Annotated in this window: 20 protein-coding genes, 1 tRNA gene and 2 pseudogenes; 11 read left to right on the plus strand and 12 right to left on the minus strand. The window is 70.2% G+C overall.

Features of this window, described 5'->3' with window-relative positions:
• The first annotated feature begins 77 nt into the window (after window positions 1–77).
• A complete protein-coding gene (locus tag AB0C19_RS02125) occupies window positions 78–1,073 on the plus strand; it encodes a DUF418 domain-containing protein (RefSeq protein ID WP_357178066.1) in 996 nt (331 codons plus the stop codon).
• Between the two features lie 28 nt (window positions 1,074–1,101).
• On the opposite strand, the pseudogene AB0C19_RS02130 reads toward AB0C19_RS02125, so the two are convergent.
• From AB0C19_RS02130 to AB0C19_RS02155, 6 genes and pseudogenes are all read right to left on the minus strand, one after another.
• Window positions 1,102–1,259, minus strand: a pseudogene (locus AB0C19_RS02130) (GNAT family N-acetyltransferase); the annotation flags it as partial.
• A gap of 622 nt (window positions 1,260–1,881) precedes the next feature.
• On the minus strand, window positions 1,882–2,091 hold the full coding sequence (locus AB0C19_RS02135; protein WP_357178069.1) for a hypothetical protein: 210 nt from the start codon (window positions 2,089–2,091) through the stop codon (window positions 1,882–1,884).
• A gap of 194 nt (window positions 2,092–2,285) precedes the next feature.
• Window positions 2,286–2,423, minus strand: coding sequence for a hypothetical protein (locus AB0C19_RS02140; RefSeq protein ID WP_357178071.1), 138 nt, complete (start codon window positions 2,421–2,423; stop codon window positions 2,286–2,288).
• A 305-nt stretch (window positions 2,424–2,728) separates the two neighbouring features.
• On the minus strand, window positions 2,729–3,457 hold the full coding sequence (locus AB0C19_RS02145) for an ABC transporter permease (RefSeq protein WP_357178074.1): 729 nt from the start codon (window positions 3,455–3,457) through the stop codon (window positions 2,729–2,731).
• Between the two features lie 103 nt (window positions 3,458–3,560).
• The gene (locus AB0C19_RS02150) at window positions 3,561–5,105 is read right to left on the minus strand and encodes an ABC transporter permease subunit (protein WP_357178077.1); all 1,545 of its coding nucleotides are present in this window, start codon (window positions 5,103–5,105) and stop codon (window positions 3,561–3,563) included.
• Entirely contained in the window at window positions 5,102–6,037 is a 936-nt protein-coding gene (locus AB0C19_RS02155) for an ATP-binding cassette domain-containing protein (protein WP_357178080.1), read from the minus strand. Before AB0C19_RS02155 ends, AB0C19_RS02150 begins: the two co-directional genes overlap by 4 nt.
• Window positions 6,038–6,123: 86 nt before the next feature.
• Here AB0C19_RS02155 and AB0C19_RS02160 point away from each other — a divergent pair, with 86 nt between their 5' ends.
• The 5 genes from AB0C19_RS02160 (at window position 6,124) to AB0C19_RS02180 (ending at window position 11,216) form a co-directional block, all read left to right on the plus strand.
• Window positions 6,124–6,786 carry a response regulator transcription factor gene (locus AB0C19_RS02160; RefSeq protein ID WP_357178083.1) on the plus strand — a complete coding sequence of 221 codons (663 nt, stop codon included), beginning with the start codon at window positions 6,124–6,126 and terminating at the stop codon, window positions 6,784–6,786.
• On the plus strand, window positions 6,783–7,850 hold the full coding sequence (locus AB0C19_RS02165; protein WP_357178086.1) for a HAMP domain-containing sensor histidine kinase: 1,068 nt from the start codon (window positions 6,783–6,785) through the stop codon (window positions 7,848–7,850). Before AB0C19_RS02160 ends, AB0C19_RS02165 begins: the two co-directional genes overlap by 4 nt.
• 326 nt (window positions 7,851–8,176) lie before the next feature.
• A complete protein-coding gene (locus AB0C19_RS02170; protein WP_357178089.1) occupies window positions 8,177–8,695 on the plus strand; it encodes a hypothetical protein in 519 nt (172 codons plus the stop codon).
• A 794-nt stretch (window positions 8,696–9,489) separates the two neighbouring features.
• The gene (locus AB0C19_RS02175; protein WP_357178092.1) at window positions 9,490–10,383 is read left to right on the plus strand and encodes an NAD(P)H-binding protein; all 894 of its coding nucleotides are present in this window, start codon (window positions 9,490–9,492) and stop codon (window positions 10,381–10,383) included.
• Window positions 10,380–11,216: an NAD(P)H-binding protein gene (locus AB0C19_RS02180; protein ID WP_357178095.1), complete on the plus strand. Its 837-nt coding sequence runs from the start codon at window positions 10,380–10,382 to the stop codon at window positions 11,214–11,216. The genes AB0C19_RS02175 and AB0C19_RS02180 overlap by 4 nt, the downstream gene beginning before the upstream one ends.
• An 827-nt stretch (window positions 11,217–12,043) precedes the next feature.
• Here the strand turns inward: AB0C19_RS02180 and AB0C19_RS02185 are convergent.
• Both AB0C19_RS02185 and AB0C19_RS02190 read right to left on the minus strand, forming a co-directional pair.
• Window positions 12,044–12,206 (minus strand): annotated as a pseudogene (locus AB0C19_RS02185) (nucleotidyltransferase domain-containing protein); the annotation flags it as partial.
• A 36-nt stretch (window positions 12,207–12,242) separates the two neighbouring features.
• A complete protein-coding gene (locus AB0C19_RS02190) occupies window positions 12,243–12,884 on the minus strand; it encodes a TetR/AcrR family transcriptional regulator (RefSeq protein ID WP_357178098.1) in 642 nt (213 codons plus the stop codon).
• 53 nt (window positions 12,885–12,937) lie between these two features.
• Here AB0C19_RS02190 and AB0C19_RS02195 point away from each other — a divergent pair, with 53 nt between their 5' ends.
• The gene (locus AB0C19_RS02195; protein ID WP_357178101.1) at window positions 12,938–13,726 is read left to right on the plus strand and encodes an SGNH/GDSL hydrolase family protein; all 789 of its coding nucleotides are present in this window, start codon (window positions 12,938–12,940) and stop codon (window positions 13,724–13,726) included.
• A 1,393-nt stretch (window positions 13,727–15,119) separates the two neighbouring features.
• Here the strand turns inward: AB0C19_RS02195 and AB0C19_RS02200 are convergent.
• Complete coding sequence (locus tag AB0C19_RS02200; RefSeq protein ID WP_357178105.1) at window positions 15,120–16,595, minus strand: arabinofuranosidase catalytic domain-containing protein; 1,476 nt, start codon at window positions 16,593–16,595, stop codon at window positions 15,120–15,122.
• 404 nt (window positions 16,596–16,999) lie between these two features.
• On the opposite strand from AB0C19_RS02200, the gene AB0C19_RS02205 reads away from it, so the two are divergent.
• Window positions 17,000–17,404 (plus strand): hypothetical protein, encoded by a 405-nt coding sequence (locus AB0C19_RS02205; protein ID WP_357178266.1) that lies wholly within the window; start codon window positions 17,000–17,002, stop codon window positions 17,402–17,404.
• Here the strand turns inward: AB0C19_RS02205 and AB0C19_RS02210 are convergent.
• The 3 genes from AB0C19_RS02210 to AB0C19_RS02220 all read right to left on the minus strand — a co-directional run bounded on the left by AB0C19_RS02210 (window position 17,326) and on the right by AB0C19_RS02220 (window position 19,083).
• On the minus strand, window positions 17,326–18,384 hold the full coding sequence (locus AB0C19_RS02210) for a site-specific integrase (RefSeq protein ID WP_357178109.1): 1,059 nt from the start codon (window positions 18,382–18,384) through the stop codon (window positions 17,326–17,328). The two genes, AB0C19_RS02205 and AB0C19_RS02210, sit on opposite strands and share 79 nt — an antisense overlap.
• Window positions 18,381–18,716, minus strand: coding sequence for a hypothetical protein (locus tag AB0C19_RS02215; RefSeq protein WP_357178112.1), 336 nt, complete (start codon window positions 18,714–18,716; stop codon window positions 18,381–18,383). The genes AB0C19_RS02210 and AB0C19_RS02215 overlap by 4 nt, the downstream gene beginning before the upstream one ends.
• Before the next feature lie 280 nt (window positions 18,717–18,996).
• Window positions 18,997–19,083 (minus strand) — tRNA-Leu (locus tag AB0C19_RS02220).
• 232 nt (window positions 19,084–19,315) lie between these two features.
• Between AB0C19_RS02220 and AB0C19_RS02225 the strand changes: the two genes are divergently transcribed.
• From AB0C19_RS02225 to AB0C19_RS02235, 3 genes are all read left to right on the plus strand, one after another.
• Window positions 19,316–21,979, plus strand: coding sequence for a tetratricopeptide repeat protein (locus AB0C19_RS02225; protein WP_357178114.1), 2,664 nt, complete (start codon window positions 19,316–19,318; stop codon window positions 21,977–21,979).
• Window positions 21,980–22,172: 193 nt separating this feature from the next.
• On the plus strand, window positions 22,173–24,800 hold the full coding sequence (locus AB0C19_RS02230; RefSeq protein ID WP_357178117.1) for a fibronectin type III domain-containing protein: 2,628 nt from the start codon (window positions 22,173–22,175) through the stop codon (window positions 24,798–24,800).
• 28 nt (window positions 24,801–24,828) lie between these two features.
• Complete coding sequence (locus AB0C19_RS02235; protein ID WP_112583044.1) at window positions 24,829–25,824, plus strand: MoxR family ATPase; 996 nt, start codon at window positions 24,829–24,831, stop codon at window positions 25,822–25,824.
• Window positions 25,825–25,826 lie beyond the last annotated feature (2 nt).

Below are 25,826 nucleotides of genomic sequence, written 5' to 3' on the forward strand. Positions count from 1 at the left end.
AGAACGCGACGAAGGAAGGTTGCGGAGGCGACCTCCGGGCCTGTCCCGACCGGGTACGACTGCGGTGGCATTGCCGGATGGCACACTCGACCGATCCCGTGGCGCAACCGGCTGGGCCCCACCGCATCGACGAACTTGACGCGCTGCGTGGGCTCGCGCTCCTCGGCATCGTCATGTTCAACATCGTCCAGATGACCCACCTGACCCGGGTTTCCGGACCGGCCGGTGAGCACCTCGGCGCGTACGTCTGGGAGCTGCTCTTCGTACAACGGCCTTTCCCGATCTTCTCGCTGCTCTTCGGGATCAGCTTCTCGCTTTTCCTGCGTACGGCGGCTCGGCGCACCGATCGCCCCCGGCTGGTGCTGCTGCGCCGGCTGCTCTGGCTGGGCCTCTTCGGCGCGCTGCACACCCTGATCCAGCCCGGCGAAGTGCTGAAGTTCTACGCCGTGTTCGGGCTGGTCGTGCTCCTGCCGGCGTCGTACCTGTCCCGCCGCTGGGCGCTCGGGCTGGGCATCGTGTTGACCCTCGCCGCCGCGCTGACCTTCAACGGTCTCTTCATCATCCCGGGCCTCTTCCTGCTCGGCCTGGCAATCGCGGAGTACGACATCCCGGACACGCTGCCGTCGCGGGGCCGGCAACTCGCGGTCGCACTCGCCGTCGCGGTGCCGGTCGCCGCGGTGACTGGGTGGTTGCAGTTCCGGGCTGGAGTCGGCCCAACCGCCAACTACCGGATCCTGCCGGCCGGGCTCGCCTTCGCCTTCCTCTTCACCGTCGGGTTCCTGCTGCTGATGCGAACCGCCCTGCGACGCCCGCTCGGCGCGCTGCTATCGCCGCTCGGTCGGGTGGCGCTCACCAACTACGTCGCCGCGTCGTTCCTGATCGTGACCGGTGATGCGCTGCTCGACATCGGCTCCCGATCCTCCTACGGCGCCGTGGTCGGACTGGGCTTGGCGATCGGGGTCGTGCAGGCGATTTTCAGCGTGCTCTGGCTACGGTCCTTCCGGTACGGCCCGCTCGAATGGCTCTGGCGGTGTCTCACCTGGTGGCAGCGGGAGCCGATCCGCCGCGCCTGACTCGCCGCGCTTGATGAGCTGTCAGCCATCAGCCGACGCTGGCGATGCGGGCAAGTAGGTACATGTCGTGCGAGCCGTCCGCATGGCGGGCCTCGCTGCGGTTCGTACCGCAGCGGCGGTGAAGCCGGCGTGCCGCGCCACCCGGCAGGGCGCGACGTTTGCCGTCGAGTGCGTCAGCTCGACGCGGTCCGCGGGACGAACGTTATTGCAAGGCCCTCACCGAGCACCACATCCCATTGCCGAGCGCTGGTCACGGCCATCGGCCCGACGCTGCGTCAACCGTTCCCACCAGCGCCTGCGGCCAACATCGTCCGGTAACCGTCGAACGTTCGGTCGGCGAACCGCTCGTTGATGCGAAACGCGCAGCCGTCATCGCCAACGCATCTCGCGGCCATGGAACGCTCGGCCCGCTGCCTCCCAGTGACACAGCCGTACAGCATCGTGCCGCCACGCGACTGACGCTGCCCGTGCTGCTGTCGGTCCGACAGCAGCACGGGCGGAATAACGGGAGCCACAGAATGCTCAGCCACGACAACCGCCCCCGATCGAGACAGGCTCGGTCGAGGGCGTCGCTGAGATCAGATTTGCGTGGTCAAGCGCGCTCGACCACCAGTACGCGATACACAGCATGGATGCTGAGATTTTGTGTCCGAGGGGCGACACGACCCATTGCCCCACCGCCGATGGCGCTCAGTGCGACTCTGAAGCTCGCGCAGGCCTAGCTATTGCATCGCCGCCGCTGGTGTTGGCGCCGCCGTTAAGCAGGACGACCTTGTTGGCGCCTTCGTCGTTGCCTAGCAGGACGTCGTCAGTCCCGCAGAACCACTCGCGGCGGTGTGCGACCGGTGCCGCTGCGAACCGGGACGTCCGGGATCGGTTTCAGGAAGGGCGGCCGGGGCGTCTCCCAGACCCGCTCGGACTCTTCGGCCACCTGCGGCCACACCAGCGCGAGACCGTCCGCCACCGAATGGATCTCCCCGGCCTGCGACCCGCAGACGACGAACTCGTGCGGGATCACCCGGCCAGACTGATCCTTACGCCCCAGCGGGTCCGCGATGCGCAACGCGACTCGGTCCCCAACACGGTGGCAGGTCTCCGGCGCATCACCGGCTTCCGCGAAAGCGGCCTCGTACTCCGGAAGGGGGTCCGAGAATCCACCGGTGAGTAGGAAACGGAAACCCCACGCCCTGCCGCGGGTGGCCCAGATGAGGCTCATCGCACGCTCCGGATCAGGATCTGGTTCTCTTCGCCCTTGTCCAGATCCATCCGGAAGTCGGTCAGCGTGGCCGAGAGAAACTCCTTCTTGGACAGCGCCTCGGCGTTGGCCGCTCGGAGCTTGTCGCCGGCCATTTTGCCGCTTCGCTCAGGAGATCGGGACCGACGAGGTTCACCAGCAGGGCCAGCGGGCCGGGAAGCTTGGTCTTAGCTAGCAGCGCGGACGCCAGGTCGCCTGCACGGCCGAGAGCACCCAGGCACCGGAGCCACGGCCGGATGGCTGTCCTCAGCCCGGCGCCCATCCGACGTCATCACTCCGTACGCCCAGACTCTCCCAGACGTCCCGGTCTGGAGAGCACGGCACCGCACCACAACGCCGTGCTCTCCTCGGCGGGTCAGGCACGTGTCCCGGCGGATCGGCAGTGCTCTCCAAAACGCGGTCAGGCGTCGCGGCCGACCAGCAGGAACCAGCCGGCCAGCATGGCGGCCAGCGCCCACAGCGCGAGGACACCCAGTCCCGCCCACGGCCCGATCGGCAGCGTCGCCAGGTCCTTCGTGGCCTGAATGGCGACGCCGGCGGACATCGGCCCGACCTGATCCAACCGCCGCGACCACGTCTTGTCACTGACGGCCAGGGCCACGATCGGCCACGCGTACATCAACGCCAGCACGATCCCGGCCGTGGCCGCCGGACTGCGCACTGCTGCTGCCAAACCAAGACTCAGCAGCGCGACCAGCTCCAGGTACAGCACCGACCCGACCACCGGCCGCCACACGAAGTCGTGCGTCGGCAACAGCGCCCGCCCGGCCAACACCGACCCGGCAACGCCGGCCACCGCCGCGACCGAGGTCGTAGCAAGCAGCACCACCGCCTTCGCGAAGAGCAGCCGAGTCCGGCCCGGCACCGCGGCGAGACTGACCCGCACCATCCCCGTCGCATACTCGTTGCCGATGACCAGCGCCGCCAGAATCGCGACCAAGGCCTGCCCCAGCTGTACCCCGGCCAGAGACACCTTCGAGAGGTCCGCCGTGCAGCCGGCAACGCACGAGATCGCACCGGACACGAACGCGCTCAGCCCGATCGTCACCACCACGGCGCCGGCCAGCAGCCACCAGTTGCCCGACGACGTCCGAAACTTCGTCCACTCAGCGTGCACCGCGGCCTTCACGCGTCCCTCCCGCACAACACAACTCGGGCAGCGCCGACCGGCCGCAACCGAGCACCCGGCGGCGCGGACAGTTCCGCCCCGCCAGCGCACACCCCACCGATCATCACGCGTCCCTGCGGCGCAGCACGTACCCGGCGCTACCGAGAACCGCCGCGACCCACACGGCCAGCACGGCCAGGCCACCCCACGCGCTGAGCGGGAAGTATCCGTCGGCTGGCGAGTAGATGTTGTCGACCTGGTCGTATTGCGACTCGCTCTGCTGCAGCGAGAACGCCGCGGCCGGCGTGACGCTCAACAGCCACGCGCTGGCCCGCAACGGCAACACCGTGACCGACAGCAGGTACGGCAGCACGACCACGACGATCGCCGCCGTGACCGCGGTGACCCCGCGGCGCAGCAGCACACCCAGCCCGGCCGCCAGCGCCCCGCAGCCGGCCAGCAGCAGCGCGGTGCCCGCCGCGACCCGCAGCTCGGTCAGGGTCGACGCCGGCTTGACGTACACCCCGTTGTCCCGCAGCACTTCCTGCCCGAAGGTGACCACGACCGACGCGGCGGCCAAGCCCAGCGTGAACGTCACACCCCCGAGCACCACGGCCTTCGCGGCGAGCAGGCGCCCCCGGCCCGGCACGGCGGCCAGTGTGGTGCGGATCAGGCCCCGGCGGTATTCCGCGGCGGTGAACATCGCACCGACGACCGCGACCAGCATGAGCCCCAGGAAGGTGCCGACCAGCGTCTGGCTGATCGTCACGCCGCCGCCGGCCGCGCCCGACACGGCCGGCCCGACGTCCCCGGACCCGGTCAATGACCATCCGTCTGCGGTCTGCTCGAACCCGGTCTGCGGTCCTTCGGACCGTGCGGTCGTCCCGCCCGGCTTCGGCTGCTCTCCGGCATCCGCCTTGACTTCGGCGGCGGCGCTCTCCCAGTCGGGCGACCAGGAGCCGGTCGTCGTGGGCCGCTCGAACGACCCCATGGCGACGCTCGGCCCGCCCGAGACTCCGCTGAGAACGACGGACTCGTTCACCTGCTCGGAATACTGCGGCGAGGTGGCGAACATCCCGGCCGTGACGGTGGAGGGCAGGCCCGGCAGCCTTGCGGTGCCGACCTGCGCCCACGCCCTGCCGTCCGCCGACTGCTCGGCCTTGACCGTGTCACCGGTGCGGGTCAGTCTCAGCCACACCGGCTGCGGTTTGACGTGCGCGGCGGCCGAGCCGCCCTCATCGTGCACGTAGTTGTACTGCATCCGCACGCCGTGCTCACCGGTCAGCATCACGGCCGCGTAGGCCGAGCCAGCCGTTGTGCCGTCCTTGACCATCAGCCCGGCCTTCGCCCACGGGGCCAGCCCGTCGCGCGTCTTTGGTCCGTCGAACGTGGGCAGAAGCCCGGCGAAGTCCGCCAGCCGGACGGTGATACTGCCGTCGCCGGTGAGGGTCCGGTACACGTAGGTGGAGTTGTCCACTACCTCCTGCCCCTCCGGGCCGTGCAGCGTGACGCATTCCGACCCGGGTCCGTTCTGCCCGCATGAGCCGGTCCGGCTCGGGGCGAGGCCGAACGCGATGATGACCACCGCCACGGCGAGCAGCCCGCTCACCCAGCCGCGCACGGTGCGCAGCTTCGTCCACTCGGCGTGCACCGTACGCAGGAAGCTCATCGCAGGCCCTCCCCTGCAGCGGCGGCGCGGAACTCGACGGCGTCGCGGGTCAGTTCCAGATAAGCGTCCTCGAGGGTCGCGCGGTGGGCGGCGACCTCGGAGAACGGCACCCGGGCGGCGGTGAGCAGCGCGATGACGTCCTCTGCGGCCGGACCGGTGACCGTGAGCGTGCCGTCGCCGTTGGGGTGGACAGATTCCGCTTTCGGCTGTAGTACATCCAAAGCCCGATCGGTCGCGGAGGACCGCACGGTGATTCTCCCGTTGGCGGCGCCCGCGAGCAGCTCGGCAACGCTCGCGTCGGCGATGACCCGGCCGCGGCCGACCACGACGATATGGTCAGCGGTGTCCTGCAGCTCGCTCATGAGGTGACTGGAGACCAGCACCGCCCGCCCTTCGCGGGCCAGCTCCCGCAGGAACTTGCGCATCCAGATGATGCCCTCGGGGTCCATGCCGTTGAACGGCTCGTCCAGCATCAGGGCCAGCGGGTCGCCGAGCAGGGCGGCGGCGATGCCGAGCCGCTGCCGCATGCCCAGGCTGTATCCGCCGGCGCGGCGCCGCCCGACGCCCCCGAGACCGGCCAGCTCCAGCACCTCGTCGGCGCGGCGAGACGGCAGGCCCTGAGAGTGTGCCAGCCAGAGCAGGTGGTTGCGGGCGGTCCGGCCCGGCTGCAACGCGGACGCGTCGAGCAGGGAACCGAGGTGACACAGCGGTTTGGTGAGATTCCGGTAGGGGCGGCCGTCGACCAGCGCCCGGCCCTCGTCGGCGGCGTCCAGCCCTAGGACGACGCGCATGGTGGTGGACTTGCCGGCCCCGTTCGGCCCGACGAACCCGGTGACGTGCCCAGGCCGGACCGTGAACGTCATACCGTCCAGCGCGAGGCTGGGGCCAAATCTCTTACGAACTTCTTCGACGGTGATCGTGGCGTCATGCATGGTGTTGGTTGTACGCGGCGGCAGGTGTCAACCAGGTGTCAACGGCTGACACCTGGTTGACACCTTCGGCCTGGCAAGGTGGAGGCATGCGAGTGCTCGTCGTCGAAGATTTCGAAATCCTGGCCCAGACCATCGGCACCGGCCTGCGCCGCGAGGGCCTGGCCGTGGACGTCGTCCTCGACGGCGGCGAGGCTCTGAATCGGCTCGTGGTGACACCGTACGACGTGGTGATCCTCGACCGTGACCTGCCCGGCCTCAGCGGCGACGACGTGTGCCGGCGAATCGTCACCGCGCATCCGGCCAGCCGCGTGCTCATGCTGACCGCGTCGGGCACGGTCCGCGACCGGATCGAGGGGCTCGGGCTCGGCGCGGACGACTACCTGCCCAAGCCATTCGACTTCGACGAGCTGATCGCCCGCATCCGCGCTCTGGCCCGGCGCCCGACCAACATGCTGCCGCTGGTCCTGCGGATCGGCGACCTCACGCTCGACCCGGCGCGGCGCACCGCCGACCGGAGCGGGCATCGGCTGGATCTGAGCCCGAAGGAGTTCGGGGTGCTGGAGTGCCTGATGGCCGCCGGCGGGCGACCGGTGCCGGCCGAGGCGCTGCTGGAGCGGGTGTGGGACGAGGCGGCCGACCCGTTCACCACGGCGGTAAAGACAACGATACGGCGGCTGCGGGCGCGGCTCGGCGACCCGCCCGTCATCCATACGGTCCGCGAGGCCGGCTACCGGGTCGGGCCGGCATGAAGCCGCGCTGGACGCTGCGACGACGGCTGACGCTGCTCTACGCGGGCCCGTTCCTGGTGTCCGGCACCGTGCTGCTGCTCGTCCCGCTGCTCGGTGCGAGCCGGAGCGCGCCCGCCGGGGAGGGCCAGACTCCCGCCGACCTGCCGGAGGTGGAGGTGCACTCCAATGTCGTGCCGCTCGCGGTGTTCTCGGTGATCGCCATGACCATCGTCGCGATCCTGCTCGGCTGGGTTGTCGCCGGCCGATTCCTGCGCCCTCTGCGCCTCATCGTCGATACCGCGGGCGACATCTCAGCCACAAACCTGCACCGCCGCCTCGGGCCGACCGGCCGCAGCGACGAGCTGGCCGAGCTGGCCCGGACGCTTGACGACCTGTTCGAACGGCTCGAGGCGAGCTTCGCCGCGCAGCGACGGTTCGTGGCCAACGCCTCGCACGAACTGCGGACGCCCCTGACCGCTCAACGCGCCCTGCTGCAGGTCGCGCTGGCCGACCGGTCCGCGTCTCCTGAAGAGCTGCGGGCCGCGGCGCGCGAGGTGGTGCACCTCGGTGATTCGCAAGCCCGCCTCATCGACTCACTGCTCACCCTGGCCATCAGTGAACAGGGCATCGAGCGGACGGAGCCGTTCGACCTGGCCGAGGTCACCCAAGAGGTGCTGGACGTACGACAGATCGACGGGCTGGACGACCGGCTGTACTTCGAGATCACGCTAGAGGAGGCACCGGCCACAGGTGACTCCGACCTCGTCGAGAGCCTGGTCGCGAATCTGGTGGACAACGCGGTCAAACACAACGTCGACGGCGGGTCGCTGCTGATCGCGACCGGGGTCGTTGGCGGCCGCTCGACGCTGACGGTAGAGAACACGGGTCCGGTCGTGGGACCGGACGACCTCGACCGGCTGTTTCAGCCGTTCCAACGGCTCGGCCCTCAGCGGGTCCGCACCGGCGAGGACGGCTACGGACTCGGCCTGGCCATCGTGCACGCAATCGCCGGCGCCCACGACGCCGACCTGACCGCCGCGCCCCGGGAAGGAGGCGGCCTCCGGGTGACTGTCACTTTCAAATAGGAGTGCAGCGGCCGACAGGCGTGGCGCGCATGACTCCCCCACCATGCGACATAGAGCGTTATCGACTGATCCGCAGATCCGCGGAGCACTGCGCGGTGAACCAGGACGCCGCACCGACTCTGACCTGCGAGAACGTGGAGCCACAGGCAGGGGTGGGCGCAGTTGAGCGCCGTTCGACGTCGTTGGGCGCAGTTCAACGCCGTTCAGGGCACGCTGGGTGAAGCCGCACCGTCGGACACCGCACATAATCCGCAGCGGATGAATGAGGCCCACGGCCCGGGCTGCCAGAGGCACGCGAAGGCGCAGGTGTCGGGCACAATCCCCCGGTGGTGTTCGACTTTGGTATCGCGGGTTACCAGCCGGGTTGGCTCAACGGGGTCGACGAGATCGCCGACCGTCACGGTGACCGGCTGCAGAGCCTTGTCGGACGCCGACTGACTTATACCTGGCTGGTGTGGGACGACGACCACGACGAGTGGTTCGCTGACTGCCCGGTGGTGCTCGACTTTGCACGAGAACGCCTGGAAGTCAACCACCAGAAGTTCGACGATCTGTCGATCACATGGAATTCGATCGACGTGACCCAGAGGCTGGAGTGGCCGACATCGGACGGCTTCCATCTGCGGTGGCGCGATGGTGTCCCCACCGTGTTGGCAGCCCGGTGCGGGCAGCGGCTTGAGGCGGTAGAGCTTCTCGAGTGGACCGGCGACGACCTAGCGGCCGGTACCGTGACCGTGGGCCTGAGATTCGCGGACGGCTGGCTGACCGTTTACAACGCCCTGGACGAGAACGGGCTCGGGTTCGGCGACCTCCCGCTGGAGTACCGCCGACATCGCCCGGGATGAGCACACCATGGCAAGGTGACCGTCTCGTGCGCTAAGCCGTCCAAATTACGCGGCCCAACTTCCGCTGCACCACGCGCAGGAGCTTGATCGTCTCCTCATCAGAGATGCCAGTGGTGATTGACCAGTCGCAGCCAGAACCGATCACGTCGCTTGCGAAGACGATCTCAAGGGCCAGCAACGCCTTTCGCCACTGCGACCTCGTCAGCGACCCCCCCGGAAACCAGCGCCTCTCGCAGTCTGCGCCCCTCGCCCCGCCACAGGTCCTCCTTGCTGTCGAACCCCATGGCCCGGGCGAAATCATCCGTTGGGCTCGCGGGTCCGCCCCACTCACCCAGCCCACGGCTCAACAGGAACCGCTCGTCTCCAGTGAGATCGACCGCTACAACGTCAGAAGCGCCCATGGCGTCATTCTGACCCACAGCCGCACGAGGGGTTCACCCCGCCTTGCGGCCAGATCCGGATACTCACTGGGCTTGAGCCGGGCCGGGTGTTGCGCGGTCAGGTGTTCCTGGCCCGCAGCTGTCCCATCCCCGGGCCTCGAGGTGAAGCAGCCGGGCGGCGTCGACCCTGGCGGCGCGCAGGGCACCGGCGGCGCAACGCCGTGCGTAGGGGTACCCGCGCCATCCGGAACACCGACGCAACCGGACTGCCGGTGGCCGTGCATGTCGCACATATGTACGATGTGCGACTTTTGAGATCTCCGCCTAGCCTGCGTGGTGACCGCCGCCGCGCCATTGGCCGTGGATTCGCAGCGGCGGTCTATTGCCCACTCCAGGTATTCGAGAAGGAGCAACGTGACAATCCTAGTAACCGGAGCGACCGGAAACGTGGGTCGCCAGGTGGTGGCCCAACTGGTCCGGGCCGGGCGACCGGTGCGGGCGATGACCCGCCAGCCGCACCCGGGTCGGCTGCCGGATGGGGCCGAGGTGGTCCAGGGAGACTTCGAACGTCCCGAGACCTGGCGAGCGGCGCTGGACGGAGTGCAGTCGGTGTACCTGTTCCCCTTCGTGTACGCCGCGACCGACCATGGGTTCGTCGATGAGGCGGTCAAGGCCGGCGTCACCCGGTTCGTCGTGCACTCCGCGGCGGCGGCCGGGTTCGCACCCGGAACCGGAGGCGACGGCGCCCTCGGGCGGCACCTGGCCGAGGAGCGGGAAGCGCACCGCGGGTTGGAACTGCTGGTGGAGGCCTCCGGCGCTGAGTGGACCCATGTGCGGCCGGGCCTGTTGGCCACCAACGCGCTGCAGTGGGCCGACCAAATCCGGACCGGACGGGTGGTGCGCGGGCCGTACGCGGCCGCTGGCTACCCGGTGGTCCACGAGGCCGACGTCGCTGACATGGCGGTCGCGGCGCTGCTGACCGACGACCATGTCGGTGCTGCATACACCGTCACCGGCCCGGTGAAGGTCTCGCAGGCGGAGCAGGTCACCGCGATCGGTGCCGCCATCGGCGTGCAGGTGCGGTTCGAGGAGCTCGATCCAACCGAGGCGCGCAGGCAGTGGCTGCGCGACGGCTTCGATGAGGAGACCGCCAATTGGATGATCGCGCTGCTCGCCGACGCGGTCGACGGGACGGGTGCGCTGCCACCAACGGACACCTATCTGCAGGTGACGGGGCGACCACCGCGCACGTTCGCCCAGTGGGCCAACGATCACGCCGCCGACTTCCGGCTAGAGGTGACGCGATGACGATTCTGGTCACGGGTGCCACCGGCATGGTGGGCCGACACGTCGTCGCCGAACTGGTGAAGACCGGTCATCGGGTCCGCGCACTCACGCGGACGCCGTCGGCGTCGAGCCTTCCGGACGGGGTGGAGGTCGTCGGCGGCGACCTGACGGACCCGCCGTCCCTGGAGCCGTCGTTGAACGGCGTCGAGAGGATGTACCTGTTCTCGGTCGGACGGACGGCGCGTGACGTTGTCGCTGCTGCGAAGTGGGCCGGCGTGCGGCGCATCGTCGTGCTGTCCGGGGCGCTGGCCGACACCGACGACAGCGAGGACGGGTACCTGGCGGTCGAGCGTGCGGTCGAGGACTCCGGTCTGGAATGGACGCACGTCCGGCCCGGGGAGTTCGCCGCGAACTGGCTGGACTGGGCCCCGGCCATCAAGAAAGGTCGGGTGGTTCGCCGCCCATACGGGGCTGCGGTCACCCAACCCACCCATGAGGCGGACATCGCCGCGGTCGCCGCGACGGTGCTCGTCGAGGACGGCCACGCCGGCCGGGCCTACACCTTCGGCGGCCCCGAGGCGCTCACCACCGTCGCGCAGGTCGACGCGATCGGCACGGCGATCGGTGCCACGGTGCGGTTCGACGAACTCGATCCGGCGGAGGCCCGGGCCGAGTGGATCAGCAACGGCTATCCGGAGACGTTCGTCGACTGGATCTTCACCATGTGGGCGGAATCCGCGCGTGATCCCGCCCCGACGAACCAGGAGTGGGCCGACATCGTCCCGCGCCTGACCGGCCGACCCGCGCGGACATTCGCGCAATGGGCCACCGACCACGCGGCCGACTTCCGGTAGACACTTCATCGTGGGGCATGGGCCGGCTACTACCCGGTCTTCCGCTCGGCCGCAGGCTGACCTCACGCAGATGCGGGGCGCCGCCCGAGTGTGGGGGCCTGCCCACCTGCCGTCTGTCGTATCCTGCCGTCTGAGTCGCCGTCGTGGCGCGCACGACCGGGGCAACACACCTCGAGGACGGACCGTTGGGTCGATGACGGATGACGCGTCACATCAGGCAGCGGGCAATGCGGGCGAGGACGACACCGCGACCCGGCCTGACCCGGCGCCGGTCGTCGACTTCCCGTCACCGCTCCATCGTCGGCACTGGAGTTCCTGGGAGGCCATCGGCACGATCACCGGGGCCGTGAGTCTCCTCGTGGCCGTGGTGATCGGCGTCGTGCAAGTCGCAGACCCGCAAACTCCGTCCGGCCCGTCACCGTCGACCCCTGGGGCGGGACCGCCGAGCGCCTCGTCGGCGGTGCCCGACGAGACGCTCGAACTGGTCGAGGTGGAGGTCGACGACGGTCCGCCCGCCGCCGGCCGGTCGCCCATGGAAGCCCGGCCCCTGGTGCTGACATTCAGGAACGGCAGTGGCGAACCGGCTGTCCTGACCGGCGTGAAGGTCGTCGTGCACGACACCTACAAGTTGGTCACCTGTGGCCTTCCCGAGGGTGGTGGAGAAGAGCCCACCTACAACTACGACTTCACCTTCCCCGACGACACGTCATCAGCGTGGACGGGCGTCGGTAGCCGTAGCTTCTCCGTCGCGCCGCACTCCGTCGAGGCTCTGTCGGTGACCATCGGGCGGGCAGGGCGCAGACTACCTTGGCGGCCCACGGCGGCCAGAAGCGCTCGAACCCCCAGGAGTACTGCTCCACCGCTGGGCCGTCGAGGTGAGTGGGCGGCTTGTCGAGATGAGAGAACGCCCGCGTGGGCGCCACATACACACCACGCCGGTCGTAGTCGGAGGCCAGGTCATGGAGCCCGTACGCCCGCGACCCGAACCACAACCGCGAGAACCGTATGCCGCTCGACAAGGTGCCGTCAGGTGTTGTTCACCCTGTCTAGGGCTAGCGCCATCGATGCCTGGGCTTGCTCGAGTGTGTCGCCGGCACCAACCGCAAGGTCCCGTAGGTACCCGCAGAACTCGTCGTTAAATGGGTGGGCTGACGTGAGGAAGCCGGCAAGTTCGAGGCTGACTAGCCCGTGGAGCTGACACCACGTGTGTTGGGTGATGGACCAGGGGTCGGCGGGACGGAACCGGCCCGTCTGGATGCATCGGGTGATGGCATCCCGGGCTACGCGCAGCGTGTAGAGACCGAGGTGTCGGTCTTCTTCTGACAACTGGAACCCTGCGATGCTTGAACCGCCGAACATCACGGCGTACAGGTGAGGCGCCAAGTGCGCGGATCGCCGGTACGCGATTGCCAACTGGAAGCTGTCAGCGACGGGATCCTCGCTGGCTTTCACCGTCGCCAACCGGTCGGCCAGCCGGGAAAAGCCTTCCCGGATGACGGCCCTCACCAGGCCGGGCATGCCGCCAAAGTACGTGTAGATGGCCATCGTGGACGTGCCTGTCTCGCGTGCCAGTGCCCGCGCGGAGAGCGACCGGGGTCCCTGCTCGGTCAGCAGCCGAGCAGCGACTTCGACGAGTTCCTGCCGCTGATCAGTACTCGCTCTTGACACGAGTTCATCATAACGCTGTTATTGGCATAACAGCGTTATGAGGGGATGGTGGCATGTTGGGTGCGGCTCGGATCCGGGCACGGATCCCGCGACTTGCCGAAGCGCAGGGAGACGACTGGGGAACGGTGGCCGGCGGCGGAGAGCCCCTTCGGCTAGCTGTGCTCGGCGACTCCGCGGCGGCCGGGGTCGGTGCTGCCGACCATCAGACGGCCTTGGCCGGTCAGACTGCGGCTGCGCTCGCCGCATTGACTGGGCGGCACCTGTCCTGGCGGGTCGTGGCACGATCGGGAGCGACGGCCAGAACGATCCGAACAGACCTGATGGACGGCATTACAGATCCACACACGCGATGGAGCCCGCAGGTGGTCCTTGTGGTGGTGGGGGTCAACGATGCGGTCCGGCTGCGGCGGCCCCGCCGGTTTCGGAGCGATGTCGAGCTTCTGGTGGCGGTGATTAGGCGTCGGGTCGGTGCCCCGATCCCTGTACTTTTGGCGGGGCTGCCCCCCGTGCACCGCTTTCCCGCCCTGCCCGCGCCAGTGCGGCTGCTGCTTGGGATGCACGCGCGCCGGCTGGACCGGCAACTCACCGGCGTGGCTCGACGGGACAAGAGCGTGTTCCACCTGCCGGTCGGGCACCTGCCCGTCGAACGAGACGACTTCTACGCCTCGGATCGCTTCCATCCCGGTCCAGCTGGATACCGCGTGTGGGGCCGAACGCTGGCTGCACAGACGGCCACGATCCTCGAGGCGGTCCTGCCGATGGCCGCGGAATCGGATGTTGCCCACCAGCAGGACGGCCACACGCACGACGCGACCGCGGAGAAAGCCAGCCGTTGGGTGTAGTTCAAGGACACCGCGCCGACTCTGACCTGCTGCAACGTGGAGCCGCAGGATGGGGTGGGTGCAGTTGAGCGCCGTTCGATGCCGTTGGACGCGGTCACGAGCCGAAGCCGATCTTCAAACGGCCCAGCAGACAGAGCCACGCCGGAAGAGCCGCTCCCAGGTCGCCGACCTAGTGCGAGCGCTCGGCGACATCACCGCCGTGCTCCGCGACGCCGATCCCGCCGACAAGGCCGAGGTCTACCGGCAACTCGGTCTCCGGCTGAACTACCAGCCTGAAACGCAAACGGTGCGCGCTGCAGTGGATCTCAGCGCGCACCGTGGGGTTATGGTTCGTGTCCGACGGGGACACGATCCATTGCCCCACCGACGAGAACGCTCGGCACGAGTCTGAAACTGCTCGACACCTGGGTCCGACGCAACGGACTGCCCGAGCGGGTCGTCAGCGCCCTACACCTCGCCGCCACCGGCGGCCGAGTACGCCGCACCCTCTATCAACGCGACGAAAACCTCACCGACGACCAAGCAACCCGCGACCTACGCGCCCTCGTCCGGGCGGACATGCTCGAACAACACGGCGAGACCCGCGGCAGGTTCTACCTCACCTCGCCGACACTGCGCGACCTCGCCGCCCCCGCGCTGCGCCCAAAGGAAATCATCAACCCGTACCGACGGTGAGCCGCGGGCTGGCCCCGCACCCGCAAGTCCGCGTCGGCCAGCACGCGCTGGCCGCGAGTCCTCGAGTAGCTCCTCGGGGTAGGAGGAGGCGGGGGCTCGCCGTGGTTCAGATCTGCTGCCGTGGCCATGTCCCCAGTGCCGTCGCGGCACCGGCTGCCTGGAATGCAAACGACGCCAGTTTACCGGGCGGGAGGGGCCTTAGAGCGGAGCAGGATCGCGCCTCTCGTAGCGGGCCGCCCAGTCAGATAGAGGCAGCCGTCGAAGCAGTGCTACTGGGACGAGAGCATCCCGCGCCGTCCGGCCAATGAGGGAGTCGGTCGTCTCGTGGAGCGCCCGGAAGTAGGGATCCTGCTCGCTGTGCCACGTCCTTTGCCTTGTCTACCCGTCTTAGCTCACTCGCGTCGGCGTATCTGACCGGCATTGGTGCTGGGTGAGAACACAAGTCCCTAAGGCCCCGACGGCGTCGACACAGTCCGTGGTTGCCGAGTAATCCCGCCGGCGTCGTCCTATGTCCGCTCAACATGGGCGTTGACATCGGCGGCCTTCGCGTCTGCATCGTGATGGTCCCAAGATGGCCTGCCCCCCGCGTTTGAGGGTCTCTCGCGCTGGGCGCTGCGGGTGCTGACGCCCCCACTCGCCGCGCATGAGCCGCACCACGGGCGGTGCCGCCTCCGCGAGACTCGCGGAGGCGGCACCGCCGATCGGGTGGTGGTACGGATCAGCTGCGGGTGGACCAGCGCTGGTTCTGTTGCCCGTTGCAGGCCCAGAGGAGGAGCTTGGTGCCGTTGGCGGTCCCGGCGCCGCTGGCGTCGAGGCAGAGCCCGGACTGGACGCCGGTGATGGTGCCGTTGGAGTTGATGTTCCATTGTTGGTTGGTGCCACCGTGGCAGTCCCAGATGATGGCCTGGGTGCCGTTGGTGGTGCCCTGGCCGCTGGCGTCGAGGCACTTGTTGCCCAACACCTGCAGTTGCTTGCCGGCCGTGTGGGTCCAGCGTTGGGCGGTGTTGCCGACGCAGTCCCAGAGTTGGACCTGGGTGCCGTTGGCGGTGGTGCCGTTCGGCACGTCGACGCAGCGGTTGGACTGGGCACCGACGAGTTGGACGCCCTGTGTCGGGTTACCGCCACCGGCCGGCGCGTACGCGGCAGCGGCGATGTTGGCCTGTACCGCGTCCTCGGTCGCCGCGGTCGGGTAGCCGGAGGTCATCACGCCCTCGTAGAAGGTGCCTCGGCCGGTGTTGCTGTTGTCACCGCCGATGCCGAGCAGGATGGCGCCCTCCTTCTTCATCGGGTGGTAGCCGTTGGGGCGGCGCCCGTCGAAGTAGGTCGTCAGGCCGCCGGACTGCGCGTTGCCGCCGCGGACCGCCCAGTGGTTCGGCTCGCCCTTGACGATGGCCGTCACGAAGCGGTGGCTGATGGGCGCCATGGGGTTGTACCGCGCGTTCACCCCGGAGAACAGTCCCCACTCCATGTCCATCATGATCCAGGGGCCGTTGCCGTCCCCGTAGCCCCACACCTTGTTGTTGCCGAAGTAGATGGTCTCCATGATGCCGATGTCGTCGGCCATGGCGTTCGTCTGCGCGTTGCCGTAGTCGAAGCAGCACCCGTTGTTGTAGTGCGTGCCGTCGAGGACGGCGTAGATGCCCTCGGGCTGGTCGCCGGTCGCGATGCCGTTGGTGTTGTTGTTGCGGTAGCCGGTGCCGGGAGCGATGTAGACGCCGTAGGCCTTCTGGCCGCCGATCGTGATCGGCGCCGCCTTCGCGTCGGCAAGGTTGTCCGACCCGCCAGGGCCGGGGCCCGGCACGCCGCCACCCATGGCCTGGGTGAGGCGGTTGTTGCGGCCGGTCTGGTCGTAGATGATCGTGATGACGCAGTTGGTGTTGGTGCAGAACGTGTCCTGCGTGGCGGCGTCGGCGTAGCCGCCCGCGCTCAGCACGCCGACGTCGCGGGTGGTGTTGTCCGACGAGCGGCGAACCTGGTAGAGCGGGCCGTTGTACGCGCCGTACAGCGCGCGGGTGGTGCTGTGCGCGGCCACGCACGGGGTGCCGCCCGAGGCGTAGATGTCGCACGGTCCTGTGCCGGCGGCGTGGGCGACGCCCGGCGCGTCCGAGACCACGTAGATGCTGGCGCCGACAGCGAGAACCAGCAGGGTTCCCGTTGCGGCGAGCAGACGGCTCAGTCGTCTCTTCACATTCATCGGATCCTCTCGGCGGTGTGGTGGAGCGTGGTGGTGGCGGGTTGAGCCTGTGTTGCCGGACCGAGCCAGTTCGATACGGTTGGTGCCGTGGGCGGCGGTGGTTCGAGCCTCGCTACCGACCCAGACCGACGTCACACGTCATACCTGTTTACATTAATGCCCCTCTATTCGTCGCGCTACCGGGCGCGGGCCGTCGCATCCGACCCGGTCGACGCCCCGCTGGCCGGGGAACTTGCTGACTCGGGGCTTGGGTTTCCGGACGGATATGCTCGGCAGGGAAGAGGGTGCGTGCCCGTTTCGGGGCAAGAATCGATTCGAGGGCGCGGTATGAACATCGGGGAGATCGCCCGCCGGGCGGGGTGTCCCGCAGCACCGTGTCCTACGTGCTGAGCGGGAAGCGGACCGTGTCGGAGGGGACCCGGCAGCGGATCCAGGCGGTCATCGACGAGCTGGACTACCGACCGAACGCCAGCGCGCGTGCGCTGAAGGAGGGACGCACCCGCACCCTCGGGCTGGTGATCCCCCCGGCCAGCCAGCGGCTGACCGACATGCAGTTGGGCTTCGTCGCCAGCGTCGTCGAGGCGGCCGCCCGCCACGACCTCGACGTGCTGCTGTCCCCGTCCGGGGGCGACCACGACCGGTCGTTCGAGCCGGCCGGCGTGACGCGCCGTTCATCGAGTTCAGCGGCCTCGTTTGTGACGCGGATCGGTGGCGTTCGACCTGATCACGTTCACCGGATCGGCGACTCGACAGGCTGCACCGAAGGCCGTGGGCGCTCTCGCTGTTCGACGGCCAGTGGGTGTGGCTGACCGGTAAGAGCTGCCAGGGCGGTAGCGACGGCTTGGAGGTCAGCCTTGATGTAGGTGGTGGTGGCGGGTCCCTGGCGGTCGGTATGTCCGGCGTAGGCGCGGGCCACACCGTAGCCGAAGTGGCGTTCGACCCAGGTCAGGGTGGTGTGGCGCAGCCAATGCGCGGTGATTCCCTGGGCGGCGACCCACGGTAGCTGTCGGCCGATGCGTCTCCACAGCAGGTCGTAGCGCCGATAGGTGGCGGGTTGGCCGTTGCGATAGCGCAGCAGCGCATCGGTCGGTGCGACGGCGCCGCGGGCTCGGGCGTGATCGTTTGGTCGGCTGGCGAGCATCGGTGTGATGGGCTGCCAGCGTTGCGTGCCGCCCTTCTCGCGCAGCCTGATGAGCGCGTGGTCGGTGTCCAGGTCGGTCAGGCGTAGCGCGAGGGCGCCGCCGCGTCGACAGGCCGTCTCGGTGTGCAGGCGCAGCAGTAGGGCGTCGAGCACGATGTCGTTGCCGCCACTGCGGGCGGCAGCATTGATGTCGGACAGTTCGTCGGGGGTGAGGGCGCGGCGGGTGTTGGGCAGCCGGCGGGGTTTGCGGACCCGGTGGGCGGGGCTGTCCGCGATGGTCAGGTAGCCGTCGGCGATGGCGCGGTTGTAGAAGGCGCGGGCGGCGGCGATGAGGTGCTCGCCGGCGTGCCGGCCGTTTCGGGAGTTGCGGCGAGGGCGGGCGCCTGCGGCGGCCTGCCGCATGAGGGTTTCGAGGTCGCTGGCCCGCATCGCGTCAATGCGCCAATCGCCGAGGGCGGCGACCATCCGTCGCCAGGAGCTGCCGTAGGTGCGTCGGGTGCTCGGGCTCGCCGCGGCGACCACAACAGGAAGGTACTCGGCGACTGTCGGCACGGCGGGCCGGTTACTGTCGGTGAGGTCGGCCGCGGTGAGGCCGAGGTGCTCGAGCAGCGCTCGGGCGGTGGCAACACGATCGGGATCCATGGTCATGAGGGCTCTCCAAGGATGCGGGCGTGCAGGTCGGCCAGGACCGCCGTGATGGTGTTTGAGGGGTGCACGACAATGCGGTTCTGGCGGGGCAGGGCGGCCAGGAGGACGGGTTCGCCGGTGGCGATGCCGCATAGGTGTCGGGCGGCGGACGGTAGGGGCAGCTCTTCGCGGGTGCCCACGACGTGCGCGCCTTCGGCGGCCGGGGTGATCAGGATTGCGCCGGTCACGACGTCGGCGTGCAGCGTGAGGCCCGGTGTCCAGCCCAAGGCCCGCAACAGTGCACGAGCGGTGACGCGGCCGGCGGCGTCAGGGCGGCCAACATCGAACAGCACGCCATCACTCGTGCGGGCGGCGGGCGCGGGCAATGTCGGCAGCGGTGCCGGCTCCGGCGATGCGACCGGCAGTGGGGTGGGTATGAGCGCCTCGACGAGCTGCTCGTCGGGCCGGCGAGGGCGCGGCCTGCCGGGGCTCACCTAGGCCCCCGCCAGCACGAGGGCGAGGGTGTCAGCGCAGGTGGCGCCGGCTCCCTGGGGTCGGTGCGCACATATGAGTCGTCGCGGCTCGCGTCCCCACGCGAGAGGAAGTTGATCTCGCGTGGATATCCACGAACTTTGGTGTCCGAGGGGGGACTTGAACCCCCACACCCTATACGGGTACTAGCACCTCAAGCTAGCGCGTCTGCCATTCCGCCACCCGGACCTACTCGTTCAGCCTACCTCGCCGACCAGATGATCTTCCATCCGGTAGCCAGCACAGCGGGCCGCACGGGGAGTTACTGTACACGCCGCTCGTGGATCATGCACATCGCCTTCCGGCGCCTCTCCCCCGTCGCTTCCGCCACTGCTCAAGCCGCCTCAAAACACCCGCGCCGACACGCTGTCGGAGCGTGTCCGGGTAGCGTCCGGCGGCCCTCTGACGGCAGCATTGCCACGTGTCCCATCCCTCCCCCCTGGCAGCCGCCCAGCACCGAGCCCTCGCCCTGCGCGCCGCGGGCGACCTCAGCGCCGCCCGGCAACTGCTCGCGGAGGCCGTCGAATCCGCTCCCCCGCCGTACGGTGACGACCATCCCGAGGTGCTGCACACCGCGCACCTGCTGGCACGGCTGCACCGGGAGGGGGACGACCCGCTCGCCGCCCGCCGGGTGTTGGAGGAGGCCTTCGCGGCGGGCGAGCGGCGCTGGGAGCACTCCGACCCGCTGATGCTCGCGCTCGCCTTCGAACTCGCCGAGGTGGCGGAGGAACTCGGCAACCGGCACGAGGCCCGCCGCAACTACACCCGCGTCGCCACCGCCGGGCCCGCCGCACTGGGGGAGAACCACCCGGCGGTACGCGCAGCCCGCGACTACCTCGGCCCACCTCCGTCGACGCCGGGCGAGCAGCACCCCACGCCGACGCCCGGTCCGGCCCCGGTCGACCCGGTGACCGAGCCGGGCACCCGGTCGGCGCTTGCCGGCCCGACCCTGTCGCTGGCGACCCTCGCGGCGATGCGGCCCTCCGCCGGTGGCCCGCCGCCCGCCGTCTCGCCCTGGGCGCCGCAACCGCCGGCCGCGTCCCCACAAACTCCTCCAGCGGTACGCGCGCCAGCCACACCCACGCCACCCCGCGACGTCACGCCGGCACCGGTCCCAGCCCCTCGGGCGACGCCCGTTCAGCCGGCAGCTTCCTCGATCGCGCCAGCGCCGCCCGACCCACTGACGGCAGCACCCCGACCTGCGACGGCGCCCCGCCCGCGCGCCGACGCGCCACGGCCGGCGATTGCGATGCCACCCCGTCAACGCCTCGACGAGCAAGCGTCTGGACCGCCTCGGCCGATGCCCCGGCCGAGGGCTGAAGACCCGCCGACGACGGCCGGGCAGCGGTCACCAGACCGACCGCCGTCCGGGCCGACCGTGGCACCACGTCAGCGGGTTGGTGGTCACGCCACCCCGCCGGTGGTCGACGTGCCGCCTCCACCGTCGACACCGACCGCCCCGGCGTCGACCGCCCCGCCGGCGACACCGGCGGTGGTGGCACCTCGCTGGGACGACCCCACCATCCGGGTACGGCAGATCGAGCCGCTGCTCGCCGAGGAGGCCGCCCGAGCCGCCGAACGGCCAACGGCGCCGAGCGAATCGCACAACGTGTCCGGCACCGAGGCGACGTCATCGGGCCGACCCTCCTCGGCCGTTGGCCACCCCGGGCCGGCGTACCCGGTGAGCGGGCCACCGGCCCAGCCCATCAGCGCCCCGCCGGTGACCCCGCCTCCGATCTCCGCGCCCCCCAGCCAGCCGTACCCGGTCTCCGGACCACCGGCCCAGCCGTACCCGGTCTCCGGACCGCCCGGCTACGGCCCACCCGACTCCGCACCACCCGGGCACACCTACCCGGTGTCCGCGCCGCCTGGTTTCGGGCCGTCCGTCTCCGGGCCGCCCTACGGAGCACCCGTCTCCGCGCCTCCGGTGAGCGCACCACCCGTGCCGCCCTGGGGGTTGACCGCACCGCCCTGGAGCAGCAGCGCCCCACCGCAGCCCCTGCCAACTCCAGGTGCCGACTCCCCCACCCAGACCACTACGGCTGCCCAGGCCGCCACCACCGGGCAGACCCCGGCGGCTGGGCAGACCACGATGGACGTGGGCGGTACCGGCACGAAGGGTGACTCTGGCTTGGGCATCCTCGACGCCCCGGTAGTGCCGACTCAGCGGGCTCCTGGCGCGCTGTCCGACCAGACCGTGGTGTTGCCGTCCGTACCGGCGCAGGGCGGCCCGGCCGAGGTCCAGACCAGCCTGGGCTGGCCCGCCGCCTCGCAGACCAACCCCACCGCCGCGCAGACGAACCCCACCGCCGCACAAACGCACCTCACGGCTGCCCAGGCGAACGCGAGCATCGCCGAGGCAGGCCCCGTTGACGCGCAGCCGAGCCCCGCTGCGCAGCCAGCCTGGCCCCCGCGCGCCGAGCCGGCGCTGGCGCCGCCAGCCGCGCCGCCACCGGTCCAGCAGTACCACCACCAGCCGGCCCAGACGCCGTACCCAACCCCGGCGCCCCAGACGTCGTACCCGACCCAGGGTCAGCACCAGGCGCCGTACCCGGGTCAGCAGTACCACCCGGCACCGGACGCGTACCGGCCGGCGTACGCCGATGACGGTGGGCCGACGGGCCGCAACCGGGCGGCGCTGATCGGCGCGGTCGTGGCGGCCGGGGTGGCCGTCGTGGCGGTGGCGGGCCTGGGTGCGGTGATGTTGACGCGCGACGACCCGCCGCCGATCGGGACCGCGCCGACGGCGGCGGCGCCGACGGCGGCCGGGCTTCCGCCGGGCGACCTGAAGCTGCGCGACGATTCGGCCACGATCACGTTGACCTGGACGGACCCGACCGGCGGCGCGGTGCCGTTCATGGTCGCCGCGGGCAGGGCAGGGCAGGCGTTGGGCGTGATCGCCACCGTGGACCCGGGCCGGACCACGTACACGGTCAACGGGTTGAACTCCCGAGTGGATCACTGTTTCACCGTGTTGGCGGTCTACTCCACTGACAGCTTTGCGACTTCCGGGCAGGTTTGCACCGCGCGGGAGCGCGAAGCCTCGTCGAGTGGGGAGCCCTCCGGCCGGGCGTCGCCGCGCTGAGTCGAGCCGAAACCGCGCCGTGTCGAGCGCGAACCGGGCTGAGCTGGACGTCCACAACGCACACTCTCGGTATCCACAGGGGTGACGGTGCGGGTTCCCCCGCCACCACCAGCGCCATATGATGGCACCCGGCTCAGGGGAGGGGTCGCCGGAAGGCGCGCCACCTGCCACGACTCAGGGGAGGCAGCCGGCTGTGGCCAGCATCGACGACGCCGTACAGACCGAGGCCCCCCGCTCCTGGTCCCGGCTGCGCGGCGGGCTGGTGACCGTCGGCACGGTGGCCGCGCTGTTGGCCGCCATGGGGCTGACCGTCCTCGGGTTGGGCGCGGCGGACAACGCGGTGGCCAACTACGACGCGAGTTCCTGGCTGTGGAGCGCGGCGCGCAGCGAGCTGGCCCGGGTGAACGGGGTCACCGCCCGGGTGGACACCCGCACCGAGATCCCCGGGGCCCGGCAGCACCCGATGCAGATCACCCAGACCGACCGGCTGCTGATCCTGCGGGACCTGCAGACCGGGCAGGTCAGCTCCCTGGACCTGGCCACCCTCCAGCTCAGCGCGACCACCCGGACCACCCCCGGCCTGGGCGTCAGTGTGGCACTGCACGAGGACGCGGCGTTCGTCGTCGACGCCGTGCAGGGCATCGTCCGGCAGCTCGACCCGCGATCGTTGACCCCGGTGGGTGAGCCGGTGCGCTATCCGCCGGGCATCACCGGCGGCACCTTCGACGGTAAGGGTCGACTCTGGATCGCGGTGCCCAGCCAGGGCACCGTCTCGGCGATCACCGCCGCCAAGCTGCCGTCCGCGCCGGCGTCGGCCGCGCCCGCGGGCGCCGGGCTCAGCCCGCAGCGGGTCGAGTCGTACGACGTCGCCGACGCCAGCCACGAGCTTGTCGTCTCCACCCTGGACGACGGGGTGGCGGTGCTCGACCGGACGGCCGGGAAGCTGGTGCGGGTGCAGCACGGTGAGGTGCACCCGACGCCGCTGACGCTGTCCGGCCCGGCGGCGCTTCCCGCGCGCACCAGCGGCCCCCGGGTGCCGGTCACGGTGACCGCCGACCGGCGGGTGCTGCTGGTGGGTGACGGTGGGCAGGAGAGCGGGTTCACCGTGCCGGGTGAGGGTGATCGCCTCAGTCCGGCGGTGGCCTGGGCGAACCGGTTCTACTGCGCCGACGAGGCCACCGGCACCATCTACTCCTTCGACGCGGCGGGTCAGCTGGTCGAGACCATCCGCGGGCGGGCCAACGGGCCACTGGAGCTGGAGGTCCGGGAGAACCACCTGTTCATCAACTCCCCCGACTCGGCGACCGCCCGGGTCGTGGACGACAAGCACCAGGTGCGCGAGGTCAACAAGTACGCCAACGACGTGCTCGGCGGCGACCCACCGCCGGTTCCCCCACCGCCGCCCCCGCCGAAGAAGCCGCGGGTGGGCAAGCCGAGCGCGCCGCGCAGCGTCACCGCCGCCGCCGGCAACGCCCAGGCGCGGGTGAGTTGGCGCCCGGCCGCCGCCAACGGGGCCGAGATCATCAAGTACGTGGTGCAGGGCGCCGGCCAACGTGTGCAGGTGGGCGCGAACCAGCGTGCGGTGGAGGTCAAGGGTCTGACCAACGGCGAGACGTACCGGTTCGCGGTGCACGCCGTCAACGCCAAGGGCGACGGCCCGCCGCGCAACAGCAACCCGGTGACCCCGACCGCGGCGGTGCCCGACCCACCCGCGAGCGTCACCGCCCAAGAGCGGCCGGACGGCACGGTGCTGGTCACGTGGCCGGCGGCGAACGGGCAGGGCAACACCATCGCGCGGTACGCGGTGACGGCCAGTTCGGCGGGGACGAACGCCCCGGCCGGCGAGTCGACCAAGACGGAGCTGGTGGTGCCCGCCGGTGAGTTGGAGTTCGGCACCCAGTACGCGTTCACGGTGGTGGCGGTCAACAGCAAGGGCGCCGGGTCGGCGGCGTCACCAGTCAGCAACACCGTGGTGCCCTTCGCGGCGCCCGGTCGGCCGCTCAACCTGCGCGCCGGCACCGTCGCCAACCAGCCGGGCGCGGTGACGGTGCAGTGGGCGCCGGCCGAGGCCAATGGTCGGCCGGTGACGAAGTACCTGGTGGACGTCGGTGGGCGGGTCAGCGAGGTGACCGACACCCGCACGACAGTTACCGGGTTGGGCAACGGCCAGAACGTCACGGTGAAGGTGAAGGCGGTCAACGAGGCCGGGCCGGGCCCGGAGGCCACCGCCACCGCCCGCACTGTGGCCGAGCCGCGAATCACGGTGACCGGCTCGTCGTCGACGGCCACCGGGGCGACTGTCACGTTCACAGTGGATGCCGGTGGCGGTCAGGCCACCTGCACGCTGACCACGACGGGCGAGCCGACGAAGGCCGGGGCGTGCTCCAGCATCACGATGACGGGCCTGACGCCGGGCACCAACTACACGTTCACGGTGACGGCGAGCAACGCCGCCGGCAAGGGCACCGCCAAGAGGGCGCAGGCAACCCAGGCGCAGTACGGGATCGCGACCTGCCGCAACGGCGCGTCCGGGCCCGAGTCGACCTACTGTGACCGGGACCGGGACGGCCGCAACGGCAACGAGATCTTCTCGGTAACCCGACAGGACAACGACAAGCAGGTGGGTTGGGCGAAGCCCGGCAGCCGGCTACAGGCGTACTGCAAGAAGTCGGGCGAAGAGGTGTACGCCTACATCTACAACAACGAGAAGCGCAGCACCTGGTGGGTGCAGGTCAACTACGGGGGGAAGAAGAACTACATCCCCTGGGCCTGGCTCAACCTGGAGGGCGGCGACAACATCAACGTCCTGCCCACCTGCTGAGGACACCAGGCGAGGAGCACCACCGACCGTGAACACCCACGAGCCGCTCACCCAGCCGGAGGTGCAGGGCTTCGCCGCCCTGGCCGCCCGGCTGGCCGAGAACGTCAACGCGGTGGTGCTCGGCAAGCCGCAGGTGGTGCGGCTGGCACTGACCGCGCTCTTCGCCCAGGGGCACGTGCTGTTGGAGGACGTGCCCGGGGTCGGTAAGACGACCCTGGCACGGGCCATCGCCGCCACTGTCAAGGGCGAGTGGCGGCGCATCCAGTTCACACCCGACCTGCTCCCCTCGGACGTGTCCGGCGTGACGATCTTCAACCAGGCGACCCGGGACTTCGAGTTCCATCCGGGGCCGGTCTTCGCCAACATCGTCATCGCCGACGAGATCAACCGGGCGTCGCCGAAGACCCAGTCGGCGCTGCTGGAGGTGATGGAGGAACGGACTGTCACTGTGGACGGGGTCCGGCATCCGGTGCCGTCGCCGTTCCTGGTGGTCGCCACGCAGAACCCGGTGGAGATGGACGGCACCTACCGGCTGCCCGAGGCGCAGTTGGACCGGTTCCTGGTGAAGCTCTCCGTCGGGTACCCGGACGAGGCCGTCGAGGTCGAGGTGCTGCGCGGCGCGACAGTGCGGTCCCCCGAGGCGCTCGCCCCGGTCACCGATACCGCCACCGTCGGCGAGATGGTCCGGATGGCCCGCCGGGTGCACATCGCCGAGCCGCTCTACGCGTACGCGGTCCGGTTGGCAGCGGCCACCCGTACCCACCCGCAGGTGCGTGTCGGGGTCAGCCCCCGGGGCGTGATCGCGTTGACCCGCGCGGCGTGCGCGTACGCGCTGATCGACGGGCGGGGCTGGATCATGCCGGAGGATCTGAAGGCGCTCGTCGAGGCGGTGTTCGCGCACCGGCTGCTGCTCACCCCGGACGCCCAGGTGCGCGGGATGACCCCCGCGGAGGTGCTGCGTCAGGCCGTCGCCTCGGTGCCGGTGCCGCTCCCGTCGGGGCAACCCGCTCCGGTGCAGGGCTGACC

The organism is Micromonospora sp. NPDC048842, assembly GCF_040649935.1.
Taxonomy (GTDB): Bacteria; Actinomycetota; Actinomycetes; order Mycobacteriales; family Micromonosporaceae; genus Micromonospora; species Micromonospora hortensis.